Below are 25087 nucleotides of genomic sequence, written 5' to 3'. Positions count from 1 at the left end.
GGACAACTTTTTAAGGCACTAACCCACTAAAACTGTATATTTAAAGGCTACCTATGAAAACTTGACAGATACGTTAATCAAACATTGTCCTTGTTTGATGTTCTTTCTTAACCCACCAACCAGTTAAACCGAGACTTATAACTGTAATTATAAGCCCGAGAATGAGAAACGGTGGCCGATAATAAAATTCAACCCGATGCTTTCCGGGACTCATTGGAATAGCCATAAACGTATTAAGCACGGTTTGTGGAGTAGTAGACTTACCATCTACTTTAACGTGCCAACCCTTGGCAGCAGGGATAGTAGTCATCAATACTCGCTGATTTCGCTGGAGATTGACTGTACCAACGATCCGATTACTACGGTATGAACTAATCTTTAAGGGAGATTCTTGGAGAGTCTTTAAGCTTGCCATAAATGGCCGTTGCTTTAGTTGATAGATACTAACGTTTTGCATCCAAAGTGTAGCTTTCTTTAGTTGCAAATTGACAAGGACTTTTTGCCCTTTTTGATCATGAGCAACGTTGATTACTACCGTATTACGAAAGGTGTCATATTGGGTGAATTTTTTGTTATTCATCGTAATTGTGGCATTATCCTCAACGTTTGGTCCGAGTGTTAAGTAGTAAGAATCGTTGGTTGGCGGAATAAATTCTAGCTGAACTGATGCTGGTTTAAGCAGGTTTTGCTTTCTAAAGATCGTGCCAGTAATTTGCTTAGCACTTTGAACATTATTGAATTTGACGGAATTAAAGTTTTGAACGGCAAATAATGAATGAAGTGTTGGACGACCGGCAAGCGTTTGGAAAATCTGTGACTGATAGTTTAACGGATCCATTGTTGTCCGTTGAAGGTGAAGGATGGCGGCATTAGCTCCAAATGCGATCGGAAGAGCATGTGGATTCTCACGGAGATTGACTGCCGAAGTTGATCCTACTAATGGGTAACTGTACCAATCAGGACGGAAACCTGATAGGGGTAATGCCTGTCCGGCTGACGTGTTCCGAGCATTTATAGTGTATTTGTAACCAAGAAGCGCATCACTCACTTGAGTTCCATTAGTATACGTAACAAAACCATCCCCATCTGGCTGCCCAATTGCACCCATGAAGGCTGGAATTGGCGGCTCTAAGGTCGAACCAAAATGGTCACCAGAATTAAAGTCTGCTTGGAAGGGATCATCCTTTGTTCGCATAAAAGTTTTGGCAACGCGGTAGAAACTCGGATCATGCTTCTTTAGTTTTTTTACACTTTTATCAAGAGCAATAGTGTAGTTGCTAAATTCAGGCTGTGAAACGTAAGAGATCTTATTAAGCGCCGTGTACCCACTCATAGAAATATCACAGACAGCAAGGAGAACAAGAAGCGCGTCGTATAAGCGCGGTGAATTTGTTCGGGGAATACAAAGGCAACTAACAGCGATCAGCGAAAAGCATAAGCCGATATTCCGTTGATTGCTATTAATATACGATAAGTTAAGCGTACCAACATACCAGTAAATTGCGATAATAAGCAACGTCAGGATAAGTGCACTGCGCTTTTTTATTTTGAAATCAGGTTGAAGCACTTTAGCTGCAAGATAGATGCACCAGAAAGAGAAAAGGTAGGAAAAACGATAAGGGTACCAAACTGGAAACTGGCCGGCATGCCATAAAAGATCTAATGGTTCGTAACAGAATGAGAAAATAAAGAAAATAGAAATAGCTGCCCCAATCAAACGACGACGAAGGTCAAAGCGATTATTGAAGAAGTAGAGACAAGCGCCGAGCATTAATAGCATTCCGATATAAATGTTAGGCTGACCACTTGGCATTTGATTAAAATTAAATGATCCGGGGACAAGTTTCCCAAGCATTTTAGGAGCAAAGTACTCAAAACGGCTGTGAATCTTGGTTTCAGTGTAGATCCCTTTACTTTGCATTAAGGCATAGAAAGTTGGCAATAAAATGACTGCTGAAATACCCACCGCAAGCAGCGAACTGCCGAGATAGCGGAGAAAAATTACTCCCCGTTGTCGCCATGAGGCTAACGCTGGTGTTTGCCAGAGGAAAAATAGAAAAGTAAAGATGGCAATCATCCAGCCCATATAATAATTATCAATCAGCATTACGGCTAGCCAAGCGATATAAGTTCCAACACGGTTTTGATAAATAAGTTTGAGGAGTCCCCAAATAATTAACGGCAAAAGTATTAAAGCATCTTGCCAAATCATATTTAATTGGTTGGCAATCATCCAGCCATTCATTGAGTAGACTGTACTGAATGCTAAAATTCGCCACCCCTGTTGTAGATCCGTTTTTTGCATTAACCAAGCAAAACTCAATCCCGCTAGACCGTATCGAACGAGTGTAACGATGGTTATCCCAGTTGCAAGGTGTTGAGCAGGGAAGAATAACAAAATTAAGTTTAATGGACTTAGCAAGTAATACGCATTAGTTCCAAACATTTCGCCACCAAGTCCTTTGCTAAACGAATAAAAGAAACTGCTGGGATGGTGGAGAATAGTATTTCGAAGGTAACTGAAAAAATCGACATATTGTTGACCGAGATCAACGGTTAATAAGCTGCTTTTGCCAAAGGGAGTCATTTGACGGTATGCAAAATAGCAGGCCATCAAAATAACTGGTAATAGGAAACTTGCAATCAAAATTTTGCGTCGATATAAACGATGATGTTGATATAAAAACACTTAATGCTGAGATGCTCCAGTAGAGGCGTCAGCCTTATTATCGGAATGGTCATCAGCGTCATTAACAAATCCAGCTACGTCAGGTGTATCACCATCTTCATGTTGAAAATGAAAAACCGGTCCGTCGGCTTGCGGATCATAGTCAACAGTAGTTATAAGATCCTTAAAGAACCACTCATCTAGCGAATCAATGTGATAGTTAATACCATCCTTTTTAACCTCTAAAATTGGATCAACTGGTGTATCTTCACGAGTGAATCCTTGTGAAAAACCATGATGGACTTCGGTTTGACCATAGGTTTTACCGTAAAACTTTATTCCATTTCCTGATTCTAATCCCATTTCGTCACGAAACCATTGACTTGCAGCATCAGTAATAATCAATTTCATTTAATCAACCTTGACAATCTTTAGCTTGATTGTCCCATTAGGAACTTCAACTTCAACTACTTCGCCAACTTTGTGACCAAGTAATCCTTTTGCCATTGGAGATTCATTAGAAATCTTACCGTTAAATGGATCAGATTCTGATTCACCGACAATTTGGTATTCTTCTGGTTCTTCATCTGGCAATTCTTGAATAGTAATTGTCCGACCCATAGATACTTCATCCTTATCGACATCTTCATTATCGATAATTTCAGCATATTGAAGCATGTTTTCAATTTGAGCAATTCGGCTTTCAACCATTGCTTGTTCGTCTTTTGCTGATTCATATTCTGAGTTTTCAGATAAATCACCATAACTACGAGCAATCTTTATCCGCTTAATAACTTCTGGTCGACGCTTCAAGCGATATTCTTCAAGTTCATCTTCAAGCTTTTTCTTCCCTTCAAGGGTCATTGGAAAAGTTTTTTCTTCAGCCATCTATTGTAATTCCGTATGTCCACGTTTTACCAAAATATCACGGATCTTTGTCGACAATAGGTCAATTGCAACTTGATTTTCGCCACCTTCTGGCACAATAATGTCAGCATAGCGTTTAGTTGGTTCAACAAATTGATGGTACATTGGCTTAACCGTAGCTAAATATTGCGTAATAATTGAATCAAGAGACCGTCCACGCTCTACCATATCACGTTGAATCCGGCGAATAATCCGAATGTCATCATCTGTATCAACGTAAACCTTAATATCCATTAAATCACGTAAACGCTCATCATCAAGAATTAAGATTCCTTCCAAAATAATAACATCGGTTGGTTCTACATGAACGGTTTTGGCTGAACGTGTATATTGTGCATAGTCATATACCGGCATCTCAATAGCCTTATTACTTCGCAAATCCGTTAGTTGCTTAATTAAAAAATCGGTATCAAATGCAAGTGGATGATCATAATTTACTGCTTTACGTTCATCCATTGTCATATCTGACTGATCATTATAGTAAGTATCTTGGTTAATAATCTGGATCGCTTGCCCATGCAATTGGTCATAGATTTTATTACTTACCGTTGTCTTTCCACTACCGGAACCACCTGTAACACCAATAACTACTGGACGCTTATTCTGTTGAATACTCATTTAATGCATCACAACATAGTAATTTCCAGGGAAGTATTGTTGGTCAGTAATTTTAACTGTTTCATTTTCATTTGGTGCTTGAATAATCCGACCATCTCCAAGTGAAATGGCAACGTGATATGGCGCATCATCAGAACCGTAGAAAACAAGGGCCCCATATGGCGCGTTTAAAACATTATCGTGAATATGTGGTCCTAAAGCTTGTTGTTCATACGTCGTCCGTTGTGGAATACCGTAACAATATTGGACCAACCCAGAACAATCAAATCCACCTGGTTTATTACCACCCCATACATAAGGGGTTCCTAAATAAGACATTGCCTTGTTAACAGAATCTTGTAGACTTTGACTGTTCTTGCTGGCTTGATCCTTTTTCTCAGCATTATTAGCAGGTGTTTCATTTTTATCTTTGGTTGGAATTGTCAACTTTTGTCCCACAAAAATCAACTCTTTATTTTGCAAGTGATTAGCGGTTGCAATATCATCCGCACTAACATTATACTTTTGAGCAATCCCATTCAAACTATCGCCAGCATTGACCGTAACGGTCGTATCAGCCTTTGCAGTTACCGTGCCCATTGCCATTGCGCCAGCTACCCCTAACGACGATGCAAGAATTTTCTTTGTTGTTGATTTCATTTAACGAATTTCTGCATCAACCTTATCTTGCAAGTAAGCAGTAACCTTATCAAAGGCCGTGTTTACTTGGTCTTCAGTTAACGTTCCTTTATCATCTTGATAAGTTAAGGTGTAAGCTAATGACTTCTTGCCAGCAGGAAGGTGAGAACCAGCATAAACATCAAATAGGTGAATGTCCTTAAGGTAAGCACCACCCTTTTGCTTAATTGCCTCTACAATTGTTGCATTTTCAACATCATCATCAACCAAGAGAGCAATATCGCGAGTGATTGAAGGATACTTACTAATAGGTGTATATTCATTTTCAATCTTTGGTGCAGCCAGTAATAATTCTAGATTTAATTCAAATACATATGTTTCTGGAATCTTATATTCCTTAGCAGTTTGTGGATGAACTTGACCGATGAAGCCGACTAATTGGTCATCAACCATAATATCAGCTGTTCGTCCTGGGTGCATTTCTTGACGATCACTAGTTGGAACATAAGTAATCTTCCCAGCAATCCCCATATTCTTAAGGTAACGTTCAACGATCCCCTTTAATTGGAAGAAATCAGCCGGTTGATCCTTCTTATTCCAACTATTAGCTACCATTTGGCCAGTAACCGCAGCTGCAAGGTGTTCTTGTTCTACTGGACGTTCATCCCCCATTGGCAGGAATACTCGGCCTTCTTCATATAATGCTACGTTATCAACATTCCGCGCCACGTTATAAGCAATATCATTAAGCAAGCCACTAACAATATTCATCCGGGTAGCTACATGGTCAGAACTCATTGGGAAGTCGAGTTTCATCGGTTCAGCAAGTGGCTTAATTTGGAACTGCTTAGCCTTCTCAACAGTTGTTAAAGAATAACTAATTGCTTGAGTTAAGCCCATTCCTTCGAGATCATGACGACTTGCCCGAATAAACCGTTGACGTGGAGTAAGTCCTCCCCGGTTACGCGTCATCGTTGGTAAAGTAGACGGTAAGTTATCATAACCATAAATCCGCGCAATTTCTTCATAAAGATCAGCTGCCAGGCTAATATCCCACCGCCGTGCTGGAGCAATCACTGTTAATTGATCGTCATCATCAACAGTGTAAGCAAATGCCAAGCGATCAAAAATGTCAGTAACTTGTTCCATGGTTAATGAAGTTCCCAGAACATGATTAATCTTCGCAAGGGATAGTTTGATTGGGGTATCAACTGCTAGCGCTTCACTACCAGTAACAATTCCAGCAGTAATCGTTCCCCCAGCAAGCTCCTTAATCATTTCGGCTGCTTCATTCAATGCGATTTCAACGGTTGCTGGATTGATTCCACGTTCAAACCGCATTGAAGATTCACTATGAAGATCTAAGCGCCGGGCTTGCTTCCGGACCATTACTGGATCAAAAATGGCTGCTTCAAGGGCAACAGTTGTCGTATCATCACTTACTGCAGTTCCTTCTCCACCCATCGTTCCCGCAAGCGCAACTGGCTGATCATCGACAGTTACAACAATATCATTTGCTTTTAAGGTTTGTTCATCCCCGTCTAATGTAATAAACTTTTCACCTTCATTAGCGTGGCGAACCCCAAAGTTTTTACCAGATAATTGATCATAATCATAACTGTGGAGTGGTTGACCATATTTAAGAAGGACATAGTTAGCCACATCCACAACATTATTTACAGGACGAATACCACTGTTCCATAAGCGAATTTGAAGCCATAGTGGACTTTCGGCAATTTTAACGCCCTTGATTACCCGTAATTTATAAGTTGGTGCAATCTTAGTATCATTAATTTCTGCTTGGAGAAGGTCCGCTGTCTTTTCAGTGCCTTCTTCTTTAATCGTAATTTCTTTAAAATGTGGCTTTAATCCATAAAAGGCAGCGATATCATTAACATTTCCATAAATACTAAGCATATCTCCACGGTTAGGAGTTACGTCTGTATCGATGATCGTATCGTCCATTCCTAAGTACTTAAATACAGGATCACCATTTTTAGCATCATCTGGTAAGAAGTAGATACCATCTTCGTAATCTTTAGGCGCAATCTTGTCGCTAAAGCCAATTTCTTGAAGAGCACAAAGCATTCCATTTGACTCAACACCGCGGATCTTGCCACGCTTAATCTTTTGGTTATCAGCAATTCGCGCACCGTGAAGGGCAACGATTACCTTTTTACCTTCTTGGACGTTCGGGGCACCACAAACAATTTGAATCGGTTCTTCTTCGCCAACATCAACTTGACAAACATGGAGATGGTCTGAGTCAGGGTGATTTTCACATTTTACTACTTCCCCAACAACAATCTTTTTTAATCCGTCGCTCAGTGAGTAAACGTCATTAATGTCCACAGAGGTACGAGCAATCTTTTCAGCTAAATCTTGAGGGGCAACATCTAAATCAAGGTATTCTTGAAGCCATTGATATGATACTTTCATTTATCCTTTCTGGTCAAATTGGTTAAGGAAGCGGACATCATTTTGGTAGAAGTTACGGATATCATCAACACCGTACTTCAGCATGGCAAAACGATCTGGTCCAAGTCCAAAGGCAAAACCGCCGTATTCTTCTGGATCAACGCCTGACATCTTAAGCACATTTGGATGAACCATTCCGGCACCAAGAACTTCAATCCAACCAGTTTGTTTACAAATCGCACAACCCTTGCCAAGGCAGTTGAAACAAGTAATATCTGCCTCAACTGATGGTTCAGTAAATGGGAAGTAACTTGGTCGCAAGCGAACCTTTAACTTGTCACCGAAAAGGTTTTGAGCAACGGCCTCAAGAGTTCCCTTCAAATCAGCCATGGTAATATTTTTACCAACAACCATCCCTTCAATTTGGTGGAATTGGTGACTGTGAGTTGCATCATCAGTATCACGCCGGTAAACCTTACCTGGTGAAATCATCTTTAGTGGGCCTTGACTAAAATCATGTTTTTCGAGCATCCGTGCTTGCATTGGTGACGTTTGGGTCCGCATCAAAACAGATGGCGTAACATAAAATGTATCTTGCATGTCACGAGCGGGGTGATCCTTTGGCAAGTTTAACTTTTCAAAGTTATAAACTTCTTGTTCAACTTCATCCCCAACTGCTACTTCATACCCCATTGATACAAACAAGTCCACAACTTGGTTAATGATTTGTTGAATAACATGGGGTTGCCCTTGTGCTACTGGTGTTCCAGGAAGAGTAACATCAATTGTTTGGGCTGCTAACTTAGCATTCATGGCGGCCTGTTCTAGCTCAGCACGCTTTTCTTCAATCGCAGCTGATAATTCATCCCGCACCTTGTTAGCAAATTGCCCTACTTTAGGACGTTCTTCAGCACTAAGATCACGCATGCCCCGAAGAACTGAAGTAATCGGTCCCTTCTTTCCCAGCATCTTGACGCGGATTTCATTAATTCGCTTTAAATCCTCTGATTGTTTAATATCTTGCAATCCTTCTTCACGAAGTTCGGCTAATTTCTCTCTTAGTCCCATTTAAATCCACTTGTCACTCCATGCATGAACAGCTTCCATGACTGGGCGCAATTCTTGACCACGTTCAGTCAAAGAATAATCTACCCGACTAGAACCTTCGTAAGTGTTACGAATAACAATTTGTTCGTCTTCGAGTTCTTTTAATCGTTCACATAAAACTCGATCGCTGCACTTTGCAATGCTACTGGCAATATCCTTAAATCGCATGTTGCCATTTTTAAGTAGTACTTCAATGATTAATCCGTTCCATTTCTTTCCCAAGATCATAAACGTACGTGTAAATTTTGGACAAAGTTTACAGTCTTCATCAAGTGCCTTTTCTGCTACTAATTGTTCCATCTACCAAGTTGTTTGCATTCGACGTTTCTTAATCTTTCGACGCATCTTTGCACGTAGCGGGCCAAAGAATTCATGCTCTGCTTCGAAATCATCAACTAGCGATACAATTAAACTCTCCGGATAGCGTGGCACTGCCAACGTTGCGCCAAACATATGCTTGAGGATAATATCCTTTTCTTTTTTATTTAACGGGGTTAGCTTTTCAGCATTGCGTAATGCAACTCGGGGATGAATAAATGCATGGGTTCCTAAATTAAACTTAGTCGTCCGCCAATCATAATAAAAAAGATCATGCAAGAGACCTGCCCGCGCAGTACTGCGATAATCAAGATGCATTTTTTTAGCAATTTTGTAGCTATCATACGAAACCGCAATAGAATGTTGCAGGCGGGTAGAGTGATGATGCTGAGTATAGTTCGCTAGCTTTTGGACAGCTGGCTGGGCTAAAAGATCGGCAACGATTGAAACATACTCTTTATCGGTGCGCCATTCATTTTTTGATTTCATTTAATCTAGATTTTGATTAAGCTGAAACATTAAAATTCCTGCAGAGATAGCGACGTTAAGCGATTCGGCTTCACCACGCATTGGAATATAGAGATTATCAGTTGTTTGTGAAAGAAGATCGTCGCTCATCCCCTGCCCTTCATTGCCCATAATTAAGGCAAAAGTATCACCAGGATCAACAGTCCGGAAGTTTTTGGCTTGGGGATTCAGTTGCGTTCCATACACCGGAGCATTGATTGATTTAAAATCATCAATCCACTTTCTTAAGTCACCCTCAAACATTTGAAGGTGAAATTGACTTCCTTGCATTGAACGAACAACTTTGGGACCAAATAAGTCTGCTGAGCGTTGTCCAACTACTACTCCAGTAAACCCAGCGGCATCTGCTGTCCGCACCATTGTCCCCACGTTTCCTGGATCTTGAACCCGGTCGAGGAAAAGCCATGCCCCATGCAATGGCTCTGCTGGTAAACGATGAGAATCTGGTAAAGCAACAACCGCGGCAATCCCTTGAGGCGTTACCGTATCAGTAATATGCTTCATGATCTCTTCAGTAACTTCATAGGTTGCATTAGCCATTCCTTCAAGCTCTGGATGGGTAGCTAATTGTTCAGCTGTTCCGACTACTTCTAAGAGCTCGATTCCAGCTTTGGATGCCTCTTGAACTAAGTGCCAGCCGTCTAACAGGTAAGTACCAGTCTGACGCCGTACTTTTTTGGTTTGCAGCTTCTTCCAATCTTTAACGTGCTGATTATGAATTGATGTTAATTGTTCCATCTAATGCGTGATTTGAAATGAATGATGGTAGTTTTGCAGGCTTCCTTCGATGATTTTAACCTTAGTAATTCGAGCATAAGGAGTGGGTCCAGCTTTAATTTTAGAGATTAATTGTTTAACAATCTCAATGGGACCCTGCAATTCGCAATAAACGCTCCCATCATGCTTATTCATAACGATCCCTTCTATTTCTGCTTGTTGTGCCAACTGATAGACGCTCCAGCGGAATCCAACTCCTTGAACGCGTCCAGTAATGGTAAGATGATAATTAACCATTTATTTTTTATGATGTTGCTGTTTGCCAGCATTACGTTGACGATTACGGTTTGCTTGATCGCTTGGCTTGGCATCGCCTTTACGTAATTGGTCAATTGCATCAGTCGGTTTAGTTGAAGAACTAGGGGTGTTAATTACTGGTGCTTCTGGCATTTTAATTGGATTCTTCTTGCTCTCTTCCTCAATTTGGCGACGAATCCGCGGACGGTAAGCATTGACCATCAAGGTTTGTAAGATGGCAAATAATCCACCAATGAAGAAGTAAAGACCTAATCCGGCAGAAGAAGTGATAGAAATGAAGAAGGTCATGAAAGGACTCATCCAAATAGCAGCCTTCATTTGTTTCTTCTGGGCTTCAGGAACACTGACAAGCCCAAGATAACTCTGAGCAGCATAGGCAATAAAAGATAAGACCGCTAAGATAATACTTGGCTTACCAAGTGGAATCCCAAAGAAAGTTGCATGGTAAAGGTCTGGAGAATAACGGATAGCAGCATATAAGGCGGCAAAAATTGGCAGTTGAATTAACAATGGGAGACAGCCGATTCCGCCAGTTAAGCTAATGTTGTTATCCCGGTACAGAGCCATCATTTGTTGACTAACCGCAGCCTGTTCTTCAGGAGTCTTGGCTGCTTTTTGCTTTTCTGTTAGTTCTTTAATCAATGGTTGAACCTTGGACATCTTTTCTTGCATAATGGTTGATTTTTTCATTTGTGAGAACATCACCGGTAAAAGAATTGTTCGCACAACTACCACAATGACAATAATTGCCCAACCGTAGTTATTGCCCATGTGGCTAGCTAACCATTCCATCAAGTGCTGCATTGGTTTAGCCATATAGTCATAGACAAACCCGTATGGTCGACCGCTCTTAGTAGTCCGTACACATCCGCTAAGAAGCAGCAGGAGGGTAAAGAGACCCCCAGCGATCGTTATTCGTTTTCGTTTCATTTATATTATAATTCCATTACAATGGTCAATTTCATGTTGAATAATCTCAGCAGCAAAATCCGTAAGTTCTAATGTTTGCACTTGCCAGCTCTGATTACGAAATTTAACGGTAATTTGCTTATAACGTTTAGTAGGACGCGTTCCGCTCAATGAAAGACATCCTTCTGTAGTTTGATAAGGGTGACTTTTAGCGACAATTTGCGGATTAAACATTACGACATTAAAGGGCCCGATTCGTGCAATAATTGCATTCTTATTTACACCAATCATATTGGCAGCCATTCCAACACATTCAGCTTGGTGAGCATTAAGAGTATCGATAAGATCGTTTGCAAGGGGCAAATCAGCTTTAGTAGTTAGGGTTGCTTTTTTAGCAAGTAATTGTTGGTCTTTAATAATTGGTTTAATCATTTACTCTTTATTCAATTTTTTAAGTCGCTGGTAAATGATAATTCCACCGATGCAAGTAATAACAAATTCAGTAAAAGGAACTGCTGCCCAGACCCCATTAATTCCGGCAACTTTTGCCAGAATAAAGATTGCGGGGAGAAGGATAATATAACCACGAAGAATCGATAAAGAGAATGATGCCCGCGCTGATCCAATTGCTGTTAAGAAAAGGATGAACAATAGATTTAACGCGCTGAAGAATACACTTGTAAAGTAAATCGGGAGGCCAACACTAGCATAGGCGAGGAGTTGACCAGAATGAGAAGTGTTAAAAACTTCAATAATTGGATGCTTAAAGGTAATTAGGATAATAAAGCTGATTGTTGCTAGAAAGAGGGTAATGATAATCCCATTTTTTAATGTCATCGATACATTCTTGTATTCGTATTTACCAAATTCCCGACTAGCAAGCGGTTGAACACCGAGCGCTACTCCATTAGCAATTGCTAGCACAACGATGGCAATGTTGGAAATAACGCCATATGCGGCAACGGCATAGTTATTAGCTAGTTGCAATAAAACATGGTTAAAGAAATAGATACTAACACCAGTACTTAATTCGTTTAATGCTGAAGCAACCCCTAAACGTGCTGAGCGCCAAATGTTTTTTAGGTGAGGGACAACCCAGTGCCATTGTAATTGTCGTCCGGCAAACTTCCGATGAAAACTTAAAACCATCAAGCTAATTGCTGGCGAAAATAACACTGCCAATGCTGCTCCTTCCAATTTAAGACCCATTCCAAAGATAAAGAACCAGTCGATGAGAATAACAGATAATGTTTCAGTTAAGGTGGCCTTCATGGTTAACGTGGGATTGCCATCATTACGAATGAAATTAATGGCAATGTAGTTAGCCATATAGAGAGGTCCGCTCCATGAAATTATTCGTAAATAAATGATTGCCATCTGACGAGTGGCATCATCTGCCCCAAGGAAATTAACTACTGGAGTCGCAAAAATGTTTAATAGGATTGCTAGGATAAGACCGAAAGTAAAAGCAAAAATCATCAGTTGACTAAATAATGATTTTATTCTCTCAGGATGCATAACTTTATTTAACGAAAAGATTGTGGCGCCACCGACTCCCAATAATAGTCCAGTTCCATTAAAAACGTTGAACAGGGGCAGCACCAGGTTAAGAGTAGTTAAGCCTAAAGCTCCCGCCGCGATTGAAATAAAAAGGGTGTCAATAATAATATACATTGACATCCCAAGGGTGGCGACAACATTACGAACAACATAATGCCGTACTTCCTTCGTAATTGACATTGGTAAATCCATAGTAAGTGGAAAATAACCTTCTCGACAAGGCGGTGGGCTAAGGATAGAACGGTGATTAGCACGGCACGGGCTGATTATCGTTCGTACTTAGACTCGAGCCTTGTGGCGACGCGAAGCTAGTTCCACGTTATCTTACTATTATTCATAAAAGTAGTTGAGGCTGAGAGAAAACAAAAGTTTTCTCCCAGCCCTACTTTGTAATCTTCTTTGATGCGTGATTGTAGAAAATCAAAGCAACAATCCCAAAGAAGACCGGACCAAATGCCGTCCAGAATGCAGTTTGAAAATCATGCTCAATAATTGGTTGGATGCATGTAAAGATGATTCCTAGGCAAACAATTATCTCAACAAAGACAACTAATACATTTGTCCAAAAATGATTCTTAAATACTACAAAATCATGTGGGATATCCTTCTTTTGAAAGAATGGGAATGCACCAACAAGGAAGATATACGGGGCACAGGTTGAAACATTAACCATATCTGTCAAGATTTGGTAAAAACTAGCAGCTGCTGAACCCCCAAATGCAACTAAGAAAATAATACACGAAACAAAAATTGCCTGAATCCACATTGCATATGCTGGCATCCCGTGTTTGTTCAATGTCACAATTTTTTTAGGCCATAACTCAGGATTAGCTCCCATGATAAAGGACTTAATCGGGGAGTAAACTAACAGGAACATTGCTCCTAACATCCCCATCAGGCCAGCTAACGCAATCATTCGCGTAAAGAGAACACCAAGAAAAATATTAGTAGCATGTCTTAACCCTAGTGACACACCTAGTTGGTATCCTAATTGATTAAAGACAACATAAGTAACATTACCTAAGTTAACGCTTGATTTTGCAATAACATGATTGTAATTAACACTAAAGCCAGTCATTAAAATCATTAGCACATAACTGCCAATCGTTAAGAGCGAACCAATAACTAAGCCTCTTGGAAATGTCTTCGCTGGATTCTTCATACTATCAGTAACTCCACCTATATTTTCCATTCCACCATATGCAAAGATTGCGTAAACAACGAATGAAATAATCGCAATTGGCGTCTTAAAAGCAGGATTAGGCGACTCAATAAAACTGCTAATACCATGAATAGGCTGGGCAGTAACCCCCTTGTTAGCAATAATCGTTACTAAACTTGCAATAATAAAAATTGCATTCATTCCAATCATAAACGCTCCACCAAATGAGCTGATTTTCGTAATCCCATTAATTCCCTGGGAACTCAGTAAGGTTACAAGTAAGACAAAAAGAATGGCCAAGATACCAATTAACTGATTAGAATTAAAGATCCAAAAATGCCATTGTTGGGTAGTATCATGGCCAAATAATAGTGCCGACAATGTTATCCAAAGTCGAGAAGCACTTGATACTAGCCACAGAACCCAACTCGCTAACCAAATAAAGGTTCCGATAAAGGCCAGCTGTTCCCCTATCGAACCAGCTAACCAGGAATAGATTCCCCCTTTGGCGTCCTTAAATGCCGAACCATATTCAGCCATCATCAAACAACAGGGGAAGAAGAAACAAACTCCAGCAAGGATGTACCAAAACATCCCCGCATATGCCATTTGATCATAGGCTATTGAAACATTACCAAACCCATATATTGTCGAAATAATCATTAACACCAATGTTGGCGTTGTGATTAATTTTTTCTGCTCTTTCGCAGCCACTTATTTTTTTGTCTCTGGATCTTCAATAATCGGTAAAATGATTCTAAACAATGATCCAGCACCGACTGAACTTTCTAGGGTAATCGAACCATGGTAACCTTCAATTAGTCGTTTGGCAATTGAAAGACCTAATCCATTGCCGCCTTTCTTACGACTACGAGCCTTATCTACTCGATAGAAGCGATCAAAGACCCGTTTTACATTTTCCGGTGAGATCCCTTCACCAAAGTCTTGAATACCAATCTCAACAGTATTCATTCCCCGTGAAAGAATAATATGGATCTCTTTATGATCATCAGTGGAATATTTGACAGCATTGTCACATAAAATCACAAGGACCTGTTCAAGATGATCGCGATAAATATCAACCATGATTGGTTCTTTCAGATCGTCGTCCAAACGGAAAGTAAAGTCTGGATATAGCATCTTAAAGTTATTGTAGACCTGGTGAACCACATCATTAACAATCGTATGCTGGTTGCGGAAATTAATCTCTACTTGCTCTGCTCGGCTCAAATCAAGCATTTCTTGAACCAAGTTTTTCATCCGGCGCGTTTCAATTAATGTTGCCTTAATTGAGTCATCCAGCACTTTTGGATCATCCTTGCCCCATCGCTGAAGCATCTCTAAGTGTCCTTGAATAATCGCAACAGGGGTTCGGAGTTCATGACTAACATCACTGACAAATTGTGACTGCTGGTCGATATACCGCTGCATTCGATCAAGCATTTCATTAAACATTGTTATCAATTCTGCTAGTTCATCGTTACGATTGGTAGTCGGTACCCGGACATCTTTAGTAGGATCTGCACTAATCTCCTTAACTGTGTCATGAATTCCATCCAATGGTCGAAGGAGAAAGAGGGAAAGAAAGTATCCCAATAGCCCACTCGCAATCAAAACCAGGCAGAGAGCCAAGATACATACTAATGCCAACTGATGATAACTTTGCATATAAGCGTCAAGGTTATTTTCAACTTGTAAGTACCCAATCAACTGCCGATTATTCTGACCATAAATTGGCATCTGCCCGACCAACACATCATGATCAGGCCCAGCAGCAATATGAATATTGCGATTAGTCGTAAACTGCGGCTTTTTAATATAACGACCAGTACTCAAAATATTCTTTCCATCAGGATTATAAATATTAATAACCAAGTGTCCATCACTTAACTCTTTAATTACCGGTCGTTTATATTCCTCTCCAGAAATAATATTCGACCGGTTTCTGTCTGGATCAATAAGGTGACTAACATTCTTTTTAGTTAAGGGCTTATCAACAGTACTTAATTGTGTACTAATATTAGTCATCCCTTGATTCAATAATTGTCTTTCTTGATGAAATAAATTTTGCGTAAACGCGCTAAACAATGCCATCGCAACGATACAAAAGATGATTAATGACCCTAATGCCGTTCCAGCTGCCCACTTAATTTTTAGTGAAACAAACCGTCTTTCATCTTTTTGCTTCATCTAGGAGCGAATCACATATCCAGTACCACGAACCGTTTGGATGTAGCTCTTTTCACCAGGACGGTCAATCTTATTCCGCAAGTACCGAATATAAACATCAACAACATTGGTTTCAACCTTGGAATCATAACCCCATACCTTACTCAAAAGGTCTTTTCGTGACATAACAACATTGATATTTTCCATTAAGATCAACAGTAATTCGTATTCCCGCTTGGTAAGGTTAATTACTTCATCGCCGCGACGAACAACCCGGTTCTCTTTTTCAATGGTAAGATCCTTGTAATTGACCGTTGTTTGATGTTCCTTATTATTACCATCTTCAATACTGATTCGCCGCAATAACGCCCGGACCCGTGCAAGGAGTTCTTCAATCGCAAATGGCTTAACAATATAATCATCTGCCCCATGATCTAAACCAGAGACACGGTCAATAACAGAATCACGAGCGGTCATGATAATAATTGGTGTATCTTTTATTTCACGAACCCGCCGTGCAACTTCAATCCCATTTAACTCTGGGAGCATCAAGTCTAGCAAAATCACATCAAAATCTTGATTTAAAGCTGCTTCTAATCCAGCACGACCATCAAGTTCAACATCTGTATCGTAACCTTCATGCTTTAATTCAAGTTCTACAAAATTTGCTAAATTTTCCTCATCCTCAATAATTAAAATTCGACTCATTTAGTTGTTAGTGTTAACAACTTGCTTGCCGTCGTAGTAACCACAACTTGGGCATACCATGTGGGACTTGCGAAGTTCACCACAGTTTGGGCAAGGGGTAAGGCCAGGTACATTTAACTTGATGTGACCCCGACGCATACGCTTCTTAGTCTTTGAAGTCTTCCGTGCTGGAACAGCCATCTATTTTTTGTTATCCTGATCAGGAAAAAGGTTTTGCAACTTAGCGAGACGTGGATCAACTTTGTCATCTTTCTGCTGCTGGGCCTTGTAGTCATCTTCAGAGATAACACTCCAACCTTTTCCATTTGGCATTGGTTTGCCAGATTTTTCTTCGGCAGAAAGAACCCGTAGCGGTACCTGTTCAACGATGTTTTCCGCTAATGCAGTATCAAAATCAATTGAATCACCCTTTTTAATAAGGAAAACAACCTCATCTTCATCCTCATAGCGGGCAAAGTGTGAACGATCATCGATATACGTCTCTGAGAACGTAAAATCGAGCGGTAATTGAACGGGTGTTAACGAGCGACTAGATGGAACGGTTAACGTCGTTGTAACATGAGCGCTAATCGTTGCATCACCATCGTCATAAGTAACGTAACCATCAACTTTAACTGGTTGAACAGCTAAAATAATATCTGGAAACAGCTTCGTTAATGATGCGTTCAGATCAAAAGTACTTTGAATATGAAGTGGTTCATCTTGGTAACGATGTAATTCAGCTAACGACCATTTCAATTAATTAATAATTATCGGCGGGTGCTTTAAATCTTGTTCAGCCGGCATAAATAACTGATATAGTTTTCCTGCTCGGTAATCAAGGTTAAGCAATTGATCCCGCATTTCTTGGTCGACTTTTGTAATCAGCGGTAGATCAAGCTGTTTTTTTACCTCATGAAGGTATTCACGGCCTTGCTTATTAAAGGCCAAGACATGAAGATAAGGATGTTTACTATGCTCAGCTACTTCCTCTTGGGTAATCTGCAAGATAGTGTATAAACAAACTCGCAATAAGTGGGCATAAGTATACCGTTTAGTCTTGGTGAATTTCATAAACGAATTAAAGTCAAGACTCCGCTGGGCAGCTTCCTTCATCCGATATTCTAATCCTTCCGCCATTAGATAAGTTGACTGAAGGGTTGAAACAGGCGCTTGAATAAGCTGATTACGTAATAAAGGATAAAGGTCTGTCCATGAAGGAATACTCTTTATTGCCGCCAATATATCTCCCATCACTTGTGGAACAGCTTGCCGGTAATCGCCCTTTTCATTGATTGCCTGACGAATTGCACTCGCACTCGCAATCTTTCCTTTGATTTGCTGGTCGTGATAGTTACTCCCTTGTCGCTTGATAGGCAGCAATTCAAAATGATAACCCTGGTTGATTTTAGCTTTGGTATAAGCAAAAGCTAAAATATCATTGGGATCAATCAGGGTGACACCAGTTTGTTCCTTCAATTGCTCGTTAAATTGGGTGGCATAAGTTGCATTATACTTGTTAAAACTTTCCTGGTTAAAAGCTTCTTCAGCCTTCACCAAACGGGCAAAATCCCATTCTGGATGCTCGCTCCCAAAGACAATCGAGTCAACGCCAAGAGCATTTAAGAGACTCAGCGCTCCTCCGGCAAACCGGTGTGCTGGTTGGACAGCATAAAAAACCGGTAGTTCAATTACAAGGTCCACGCCATTCATCACTGCAGCCCTAGCCCGCGACCATTTATCAACGATTGTCGGTTCACCACGCTGGGTAAAATTACCACTCATTACCGCTACCGTTACATCTGCCCCGGAAATTTTTTTCGCTTGCTGAAGGTGGTAGCGATGCCCATTGTGAAATGGATTATATTCAACAACCATCCCTACTGCTTTCATTTATTTATGACACTTAAAGAACCATCGTGTTGGTTTTTCTTCTTTGATAGAAGTCGAAAAATTTGATCCCACTTCAACAGAATTAAAACCAGCTTGAGATAACATCTGCTTTAATAAAGGCAATTCATAAGCACGTTCATAATGGGTTTCTCCAACACGATCATAACGTCCATCATTATCTCGAGTGAAAAAAGCTAATTCGTGAATTACGCCATGCTCAACATCATCATCTTTGAAAGACTGCCACATGAACGCTCGCTGATGATCCTTATCCTCATAGTTGAACATATACCCCGGATAAATGACATCAGTTTGATAAGGAGAAATGACATCAAATAAAAAGACACCATTATCTTTCAAATGATCAGCAATTTCATTGAAGGTCTTTTGCACGGCCGCTGCATCGTCTAAATAACAAAAAGAGTCCGCATAACAAGTGATCGCATCATACTGCGGTAAAGCACTGAGGTCCCGCATATCAGCTTGCAAGAGATTCATACTAACTCCTGCTTCCGTGGCATGTTGATCGGCAATACTGAGCATCTCAGCAGAAAAGTCAGCAACCGTTACATCAAATCCACGAGCAGCCAGCATTACTCCTAACCGTCCACTACCGCCAGCTAAATCTAAAATGCTCTTAGTATTAGCAGGAAGGTTTTTAATTGTGAACTTTTCCCACTTCTGGTACATTTCAGGATCAAAAAGCTGGTCATATAACTGGGCAAAACTTTGATAAATCATTTAATCATTAATCCAGTCGTTAATATTGACAAGGGGTGCGTCGGCCCATAATTTTTCAAGGTTATAGAATTGACGGGTTTCTTCACGGAAAACATGGACAACCACGTCACCAAGGTCAACCAATACCCATTGAGCATGATTTTTACCTTCAACGCTACCAATTTTGACATTTTCTTCATGCGCTTTTTCAACAATGGCATTCGTAATCGCCTGTACTTGACGGTCTGAGCCTCCCGTCATAATAACGAAATAATCAGCCATTGGACTAATTTCATCAACTTTAAGAGCGACGATATCTTCTGCGCGCCGACCATCGGCAGCCTTGACAACCATTTCTAATAATTGTTTACTATCCATTTAATCTATCTCTCCTTCATATTGCGGAACCCATGCATTATAGGTATCTATTGTCTTTGGATATACTGGCTTTCCATTTTCAATCAAATAAGCCAGCGTATGTTTTGTTTGGTAAGCAACTCCTGCTTGAAGGTTTGCTGCTGTAATTACTCGTGCCTTTTTTACGCCGGCAAAGTCACGACCCGGCTCAATATAGTCAGCCATGTAAATAACCTGCTCGAGCTTCGTCATTACTGGCGCTCCAGTAGTATGGTGGCGAACTGCATTTAGGATATCTTCATCCCAAATCCCTAATTCATCCTTAATTAGCTCTGCGCCAACCACTCCATGCCAAATTGCATTACCATAATCTAAGAGCAGCGGATTAAGCCCTTTTTTCTTAATTTCGGCAATAAAATCTTCGTCAGGACGCTGTTTAGCATAATCATGACACAGGCCAGCGATACTTGCTTTTTCAATATCAACACCGTATTGAGCAGCTAACTCAATCGCTGTTTTTTCAACACGTAATACATGCTGAAATCGTTTATTCTTTAACGCCTTTTTGAGACGGTCGATAAGTTCAGACCGTGTCATTGGGATATAACTTTTATTATAAACTAATTCTTCATTCACTCATTCACGATATAATTGATGCTCCTCAATAAACTTGCTTACGGCATCTGGGACCATATACTTGATTGATTGGCCACGTTGCACCCGTTGTCGAATATCGGTTGAACTAAAATCAACTGTTGGGACATCTACCCAAATCACTGGATATCGTGTCTCATTCTTCGCTCCTTGACGGTGAACACCGACAAAATGGAAATGGGGTAAGCGGATTAAATCATTGATCCGATACCACTTGTCAAGGTAATCGACCATATCCCCACCAATAATAAAGTAATAATCCACATTAGGGTGCTTATCTAACAAATACTTAATAGTATCGTAAGTATAGCTGACTCCTCCCCGCTCTAACTCGGTATACTCAATCCCTAAAAAGGGGTTATCAGCAACTGCTAATTCGAGCATCTGTAACCGCAATTGCGGATCAAGCGAATCTTTATGATCAACATGGGGAGGTTTAGCATCTGGTAAAAAATCAACTCGATCAAGACAAAGGGCATGACCAACCTGATCCGCCATAAATAGGTGAGCATTGTGAATAGGATTAAATGTTCCCCCATAGAGGCCGATCCGCTTACGGTGTCCACTAACTTTAGTCTCCGGTTGCGCCTGGGTTTGCACCTTGTCTACTACACTACAGCTTTGCAATTAGATTTCAGCTACTCGTGATGATAATTCACGGGCATCCTTATTTGCTGAAACTTTAAATAAAACTAATACCCGACCAATAACTTGAACTACCTGAATAGAAGTTTTTTCTTCAATTAATTCGCGAACTTCATCAGTTGTAACATCTGAGTTTTGCAAAATGCTAACCTTAATTAATTCTCGACGGTCAAGTGCGCCGTCTAATTGAGCAAGCCAATTGTCCGTCAGACCATCTTTACCCACAGAAAATAGTGGTTGAAGATGGTTTGCTTGTGCTCGTAAAAATCGTTTTTGTTTTCCTCTTAATTGCATTTAAATCATTGCGCGCCGTACAAGAGCCCCGACACCTTTCGGAACCCATGCAACAACAGTCGTTTTCGCAGGAACAGTAATCCATCCTAGACCTTCAAAGACAATATCGCTTTTTTCGGTAATGTGGAACTCATAACGTTCTAATGGTGGGAACCCATCCTTTTCATCGCTAGTCGGTGGGGTAAGCAAATCTCCTAAGTGTTTAGCATAAAAATTATCAGCATTGCTTAGCTTTGTACGGTGAATTGGTAAATTATTATCAAAGTAAGCAACCATTCCCGCACGTTCACCATGAAGATAATCAAATCGCGCAACGCCGCCTAAAAATAATGTTTGACCATCATTTAATTGGTAAGTCTTTGGTTTAATCTCTTTTTGAGGCGCCACAATCTTCAAGTCTTTTGGCGATAAGACATGGGCCATTTGTTCTTGATGGATAATTCCAGGAGTATCAACTAAAACATGCCCATCATCAAGCGGAATTTCAATCTTATCAAGAGTAGTTCCTGGAAAGCGTGAAGTAGTGATCAATTCTTTTACTCCCGTTCGTTGCTTGATAATTTGGTTTATTAACGTTGATTTTCCAACATTTGTAACACCTACAACATAAACATCTCGATTGTGCCGGTATTTTTCAATCACATCAAGCAAGTGGTCAATCTGATGGTTCTTTTTAGCTGAAACAAGAACCGTATCAATTGGACGCAATCCGGCAATATTTGCCTGTTGACGAATCCAGTCAGTTAACTTGGGCCGCCGTAGAGAACGTGGCAACAAGTCTTCCTTATTTCCAACTAATAATACTGGATTATCACCAACAAAACGATGTAAGCCCGGAATTAGACTTCCATTAAAGTCAAAAACATCAACAACATACACAATTAAAGCATTGGCATCCCGAATCTGATTTAATAGGCGCAAAAAGTCATCATCCGTTAATGATACCGGAGCAATTTCATTGTAGTGCCGCAAGCGGAAACAACGCTGACAGTATAATTCTCCTGTCTCCTTTCCCTTCTCAAGGGCTGACTTAGGCGTATAACCCAAGCCATTAGGATCTTCCGTTTGGATAATACTCCCACAACCTATACAACGTAATTCTTCAGTTTGTTGTTCTTGTTCAGTCATTCAGTCATTCAAATCCTCCTGCCATTTTAAATCTGGATATTTTTTGTTTAAGCTCTTCCAAACACGGCGTTCAAAGAAGCGGTTAATACGGGTATCCCACTTATCTGTATTTAATAGGGGGCGTACTAAAATGCTTCGAATGCCCGCTTGGTTAGCCGCAGCAACATCAGTCAATAATTGGTCACCAACCATAACCACTTCATCTTTTGCTAAATTAAGTTTTTTCCGTGCACGATCAATCCCAAAACTTAAGGGCTTTAATGATCGCGAAACAAATGGAAGGTCAAGGCTATTAACAGCTTTCCCAACTCGTTCCTTACTATTATTAGAAATAACAATTAGCGGAATATAGGCTTCTCGTAAAGAATCCATCCATTCCTTTAATTCTGGAGTTCCATCTGGATTGTTCCAAGCAATCAAGGTATTATCCAGGTCACTAAAAACAGCTCGCACTCCCTGCTCTTTTAATTGGGCAGGAGAAACAGAATATATTGTATTAACCATCCATGTTGGTTTAAATATCTCTAACAATTAATCACATTGAATTGACTGGAGCGTCTTGGACATATTCATAAGTCCAAGTTGTTCCAGTTTTCTATTAGTTAGAGAATAGCTCAAGGTCTTACTATGTGCAGTTCGCCAGTAGCCCTTGCGGGTACTAGCGAAGACATATGCATCACGCTGGGACAGCCCCAACTTCTGTAAGTTAGTTACCTTAGTTTTAAACTTTTTCCATTGCTTCCAGATATACTGCCTTATTCGGACCCTCAACCACTTGTCGAGGCGTTGAATAAAGTTAGTTAGTTTCCCAATTGAGTAGTACTGAAGCCACCCACGCATTTTTCGATGAATTTCTTCAAACATTCTTGTCAGAGATATTCCACGATTACGTTTAGTTAATAACTTCAGCGCTTTCTTTACTCGTTGTTGCGATTGTTTAGCTGGACGGGCGTAGGCCCCATTGTGGTCTACACCCAACGAAAAGCCAAGAAACTTCAACCGCAGAGGGCTACCGACTTTGGTTTTATCTGGGTTCACCTAGGTAATGCTTCGCATTACTCGTTCTCCGGCTCGTTGACTTTTAACATAGATGTTACAATCATCCGCATAGCGCACAAAGTGATGACCACGTCTAGTCAACTCTTTGTCCAACTCATTTAGATAGATGTTCGCCAGTAGTGGTGACAATGGCCCTCCTTGTGGGGTTCCTTTTTCACTCTTAGCGAAAAGCCCATGGTCTAAGACTCCGCTAGTTAGAAACTTACGAATGAGTCTTAGTGTCCATGGGTCATCAATATATTGTTGGAGATACTTAATCATCTAAATCGAGTAGGAGATAATTGATTAGTTCGATTATCGACCTCTCACATCACCGTACGTACGGTTCCGTATACGGCGATTCGACAACTTAATCACATTGAATTGACTGGAGCGTCTTGGACATATTCATAAGTCCAAGTTGTTCCAGTTTTCTATTAGTTAGAGAATAGCTCAAGGTCTTACTATGTGCAGTTCGCCAGTAGCCCTTGCGGGTACTAGCGAAGACATATGCATCACGCTGGGACAGCCCCAACTTCTGTAAGTTAGTTACCTTAGTTTTAAACTTTTTCCATTGCTTCCAGATATACTGCCTTATTCGGACCCTCAACCACTTGTCGAGGCGTTGAATAAAGTTAGTTAGTTTCCCAATTGAGTAGTACTGAAGCCACCCACGCATTTTTCGATGAATTTCTTCAAACATTCTTGTCAGAGATATTCCACGATTACGTTTAGTTAATAACTTCAGCGCTTTCTTTACTCGTTGTTGCGATTGTTTAGCTGGACGGGCGTAGGCCCCATTGTGGTCTACACCCAACGAAAAGCCAAGAAACTTCAACCGCAGAGGGCTACCGACTTTGGTTTTATCTGGGTTCACTTTAACTTTCAAGCGTTTTTCTAGAAACTAGGTAATGCTTCGCATTACTCGTTCTCCGGCTCGTTGACTTTTAACATAGATGTTACAATCATCCGCATAGCGCACAAAGTGATGACCACGTCTAGTCAACTCTTTGTCCAACTCATTTAGATAGATGTTCGCCAGTAGTGGTGACAATGGCCCTCCTTGTGGGGTTCCTTTTTCACTCTTAGCGAAAAGCCCATGGTCTAAGACTCCGCTAGTTAGAAACTTACGAATGAGTCTTAGTGTCCATGGGTCATCAATATATTGTTGGAGATACTTAATCATTAAGTCATGATTAACGTTATCAAAATAGGCTTTTAGGTCTAAGTCGACAACTCTTCGATAGCCTTGATTATAAAGATCTACTACTTTTGCAATAGCGTCATGGGCCCCACGGTGGGGACGGAAGCCAAAAGGGAGCGGTTTTCATAACGAAGAGTTTCGATGACAACACGGTCTTCAAATGATAAAATAGTGGTGCCCATAAGGGAGCGGTTTTCATAACGAAGAGTTTCGATGACAACACGGTCTTCAAATGATAAAATAGTGGTGCCCATAAAGGTCCTTCTTTCTAATGGAATGTTGTGGTGACACCATTAAAGACCTTTATGGTTTTTTATGTCTACTAATATGTTCAACTTAAATTTTACAATCTACCATAAGGGTTTGTGACTTAAGCTAAGTTACTTCCATAAAAGACAAATGGCACAGTACAACAATGGCCTCCAACGCC

General features: G+C 40.5%; 27 protein-coding genes and 3 pseudogenes. All 30 read right to left on the bottom strand.

What is annotated here, in order from left to right; translation table 11 throughout:
• Positions 1-73: 73 nt before the first annotated feature.
• Positions 74-2689 (bottom strand): YfhO family protein, encoded by a 2616-nt coding sequence (locus HHK02_RS08885; RefSeq protein WP_181462313.1) that lies wholly within the window; start codon positions 2687-2689, stop codon positions 74-76.
• Entirely contained in the window at positions 2690-3079 is a 390-nt protein-coding gene (locus HHK02_RS08880; protein ID WP_003672469.1) for a HesB/YadR/YfhF family protein, read from the bottom strand. It abuts the gene before it with no gap.
• A complete protein-coding gene (gene greA / locus HHK02_RS08875) occupies positions 3080-3556 on the bottom strand; it encodes a transcription elongation factor GreA (RefSeq protein ID WP_003664064.1) in 477 nt (158 codons plus the stop codon). It lies immediately after the preceding gene.
• Positions 3557-4213 (bottom strand): uridine kinase, encoded by a 657-nt coding sequence (gene udk, locus HHK02_RS08870; RefSeq protein ID WP_078009297.1) that lies wholly within the window; start codon positions 4211-4213, stop codon positions 3557-3559.
• The gene (locus HHK02_RS08865; protein ID WP_107690197.1) at positions 4214-4852 is read right to left on the bottom strand and encodes a C40 family peptidase; all 639 of its coding nucleotides are present in this window, start codon (positions 4850-4852) and stop codon (positions 4214-4216) included.
• Entirely contained in the window at positions 4853-7270 is a 2418-nt protein-coding gene (gene pheT, locus HHK02_RS08860) for a phenylalanine--tRNA ligase subunit beta (protein ID WP_181462312.1), read from the bottom strand. It lies immediately after the preceding gene.
• Entirely contained in the window at positions 7271-8317 is a 1047-nt protein-coding gene (gene pheS / locus HHK02_RS08855) for a phenylalanine--tRNA ligase subunit alpha (RefSeq protein WP_181462311.1), read from the bottom strand.
• Complete coding sequence (locus HHK02_RS08850) at positions 8318-8656, bottom strand: winged helix-turn-helix transcriptional regulator (protein WP_003664081.1); 339 nt, start codon at positions 8654-8656, stop codon at positions 8318-8320. It abuts the gene before it with no gap.
• The gene (locus tag HHK02_RS08845; protein ID WP_078009294.1) at positions 8657-9163 is read right to left on the bottom strand and encodes an HD domain-containing protein; all 507 of its coding nucleotides are present in this window, start codon (positions 9161-9163) and stop codon (positions 8657-8659) included.
• Positions 9164-9940: a TrmH family RNA methyltransferase gene (locus HHK02_RS08840; protein ID WP_181462310.1), complete on the bottom strand. Its 777-nt coding sequence runs from the start codon at positions 9938-9940 to the stop codon at positions 9164-9166.
• Positions 9941-10216 (bottom strand): acylphosphatase, encoded by a 276-nt coding sequence (locus HHK02_RS08835; protein WP_078009292.1) that lies wholly within the window; start codon positions 10214-10216, stop codon positions 9941-9943.
• Positions 10217-11167 (bottom strand): membrane protein insertase YidC, encoded by a 951-nt coding sequence (yidC, locus tag HHK02_RS08830; RefSeq protein ID WP_085678836.1) that lies wholly within the window; start codon positions 11165-11167, stop codon positions 10217-10219.
• Positions 11168-11578 (bottom strand): peptide deformylase, encoded by a 411-nt coding sequence (locus HHK02_RS08825; RefSeq protein ID WP_078009290.1) that lies wholly within the window; start codon positions 11576-11578, stop codon positions 11168-11170. It abuts the gene before it with no gap.
• On the bottom strand, positions 11579-12898 hold the full coding sequence (locus HHK02_RS08820) for an MATE family efflux transporter (RefSeq protein ID WP_181462309.1): 1320 nt from the start codon (positions 12896-12898) through the stop codon (positions 11579-11581).
• Between the two features lie 190 nt (positions 12899-13088).
• The gene (gene yjeM, locus HHK02_RS08815) at positions 13089-14582 is read right to left on the bottom strand and encodes a glutamate/gamma-aminobutyrate family transporter YjeM (protein ID WP_181462308.1); all 1494 of its coding nucleotides are present in this window, start codon (positions 14580-14582) and stop codon (positions 13089-13091) included.
• Positions 14583-16058 (bottom strand): HAMP domain-containing sensor histidine kinase, encoded by a 1476-nt coding sequence (locus HHK02_RS08810; protein WP_085678848.1) that lies wholly within the window; start codon positions 16056-16058, stop codon positions 14583-14585.
• Positions 16059-16745: a response regulator transcription factor gene (locus HHK02_RS08805; protein WP_003668474.1), complete on the bottom strand. Its 687-nt coding sequence runs from the start codon at positions 16743-16745 to the stop codon at positions 16059-16061.
• Positions 16746-16925 carry a 50S ribosomal protein L32 gene (gene rpmF / locus HHK02_RS08800; protein WP_003664092.1) on the bottom strand — a complete coding sequence of 60 codons (180 nt, stop codon included), beginning with the start codon at positions 16923-16925 and terminating at the stop codon, positions 16746-16748.
• Complete coding sequence (locus HHK02_RS08795) at positions 16926-17483, bottom strand: DUF177 domain-containing protein (protein ID WP_003664093.1); 558 nt, start codon at positions 17481-17483, stop codon at positions 16926-16928.
• Positions 17484-18617 carry a nucleotidyltransferase gene (locus HHK02_RS08790; RefSeq protein ID WP_181462307.1) on the bottom strand — a complete coding sequence of 378 codons (1134 nt, stop codon included), beginning with the start codon at positions 18615-18617 and terminating at the stop codon, positions 17484-17486.
• Positions 18618-19358 (bottom strand): class I SAM-dependent DNA methyltransferase, encoded by a 741-nt coding sequence (locus HHK02_RS08785; protein ID WP_085719323.1) that lies wholly within the window; start codon positions 19356-19358, stop codon positions 18618-18620.
• Positions 19359-19715, bottom strand: a complete 357-nt coding sequence (gene rsfS / locus HHK02_RS08780; protein ID WP_003670865.1) for a ribosome silencing factor — start codon at positions 19713-19715, stop codon at positions 19359-19361.
• Positions 19716-20330 (bottom strand): bis(5'-nucleosyl)-tetraphosphatase (symmetrical) YqeK, encoded by a 615-nt coding sequence (gene yqeK / locus HHK02_RS08775; protein WP_078009283.1) that lies wholly within the window; start codon positions 20328-20330, stop codon positions 19716-19718. It lies immediately after the preceding gene.
• Positions 20331-20975, bottom strand: a complete 645-nt coding sequence (locus tag HHK02_RS08770; RefSeq protein WP_078009282.1) for a nicotinate-nucleotide adenylyltransferase — start codon at positions 20973-20975, stop codon at positions 20331-20333. It lies immediately after the preceding gene.
• The gene (yhbY, locus tag HHK02_RS08765) at positions 20976-21287 is read right to left on the bottom strand and encodes a ribosome assembly RNA-binding protein YhbY (protein ID WP_003664099.1); all 312 of its coding nucleotides are present in this window, start codon (positions 21285-21287) and stop codon (positions 20976-20978) included. It lies immediately after the preceding gene.
• On the bottom strand, positions 21288-22415 hold the full coding sequence (yqeH, locus tag HHK02_RS08760; protein ID WP_181462306.1) for a ribosome biogenesis GTPase YqeH: 1128 nt from the start codon (positions 22413-22415) through the stop codon (positions 21288-21290).
• The gene (locus HHK02_RS08755; protein ID WP_181462305.1) at positions 22416-22946 is read right to left on the bottom strand and encodes a YqeG family HAD IIIA-type phosphatase; all 531 of its coding nucleotides are present in this window, start codon (positions 22944-22946) and stop codon (positions 22416-22418) included.
• A pseudogene (locus HHK02_RS08750) lies at positions 22947-23735 on the bottom strand (reverse transcriptase domain-containing protein); the annotation flags it as partial.
• Between the two features lie 88 nt (positions 23736-23823).
• Positions 23824-24768, bottom strand: a pseudogene (locus HHK02_RS08745) (reverse transcriptase domain-containing protein); the annotation flags it as partial.
• 71 nt (positions 24769-24839) lie between these two features.
• Positions 24840-24911, bottom strand: a pseudogene (locus HHK02_RS13255) (helix-turn-helix domain-containing protein); the annotation flags it as partial.
• Between the last annotated feature and the right edge of the window lie 176 nt (positions 24912-25087).

It is taken from the genome of Limosilactobacillus reuteri (genome assembly GCF_013694365.1).
In the GTDB taxonomy this organism is placed as follows: domain Bacteria; phylum Bacillota; class Bacilli; order Lactobacillales; family Lactobacillaceae; genus Limosilactobacillus; species Limosilactobacillus reuteri_E.
Note: the sequence above shows the minus strand (reverse complement) of the source record. Positions and strands in the feature narration are given on the sequence as shown.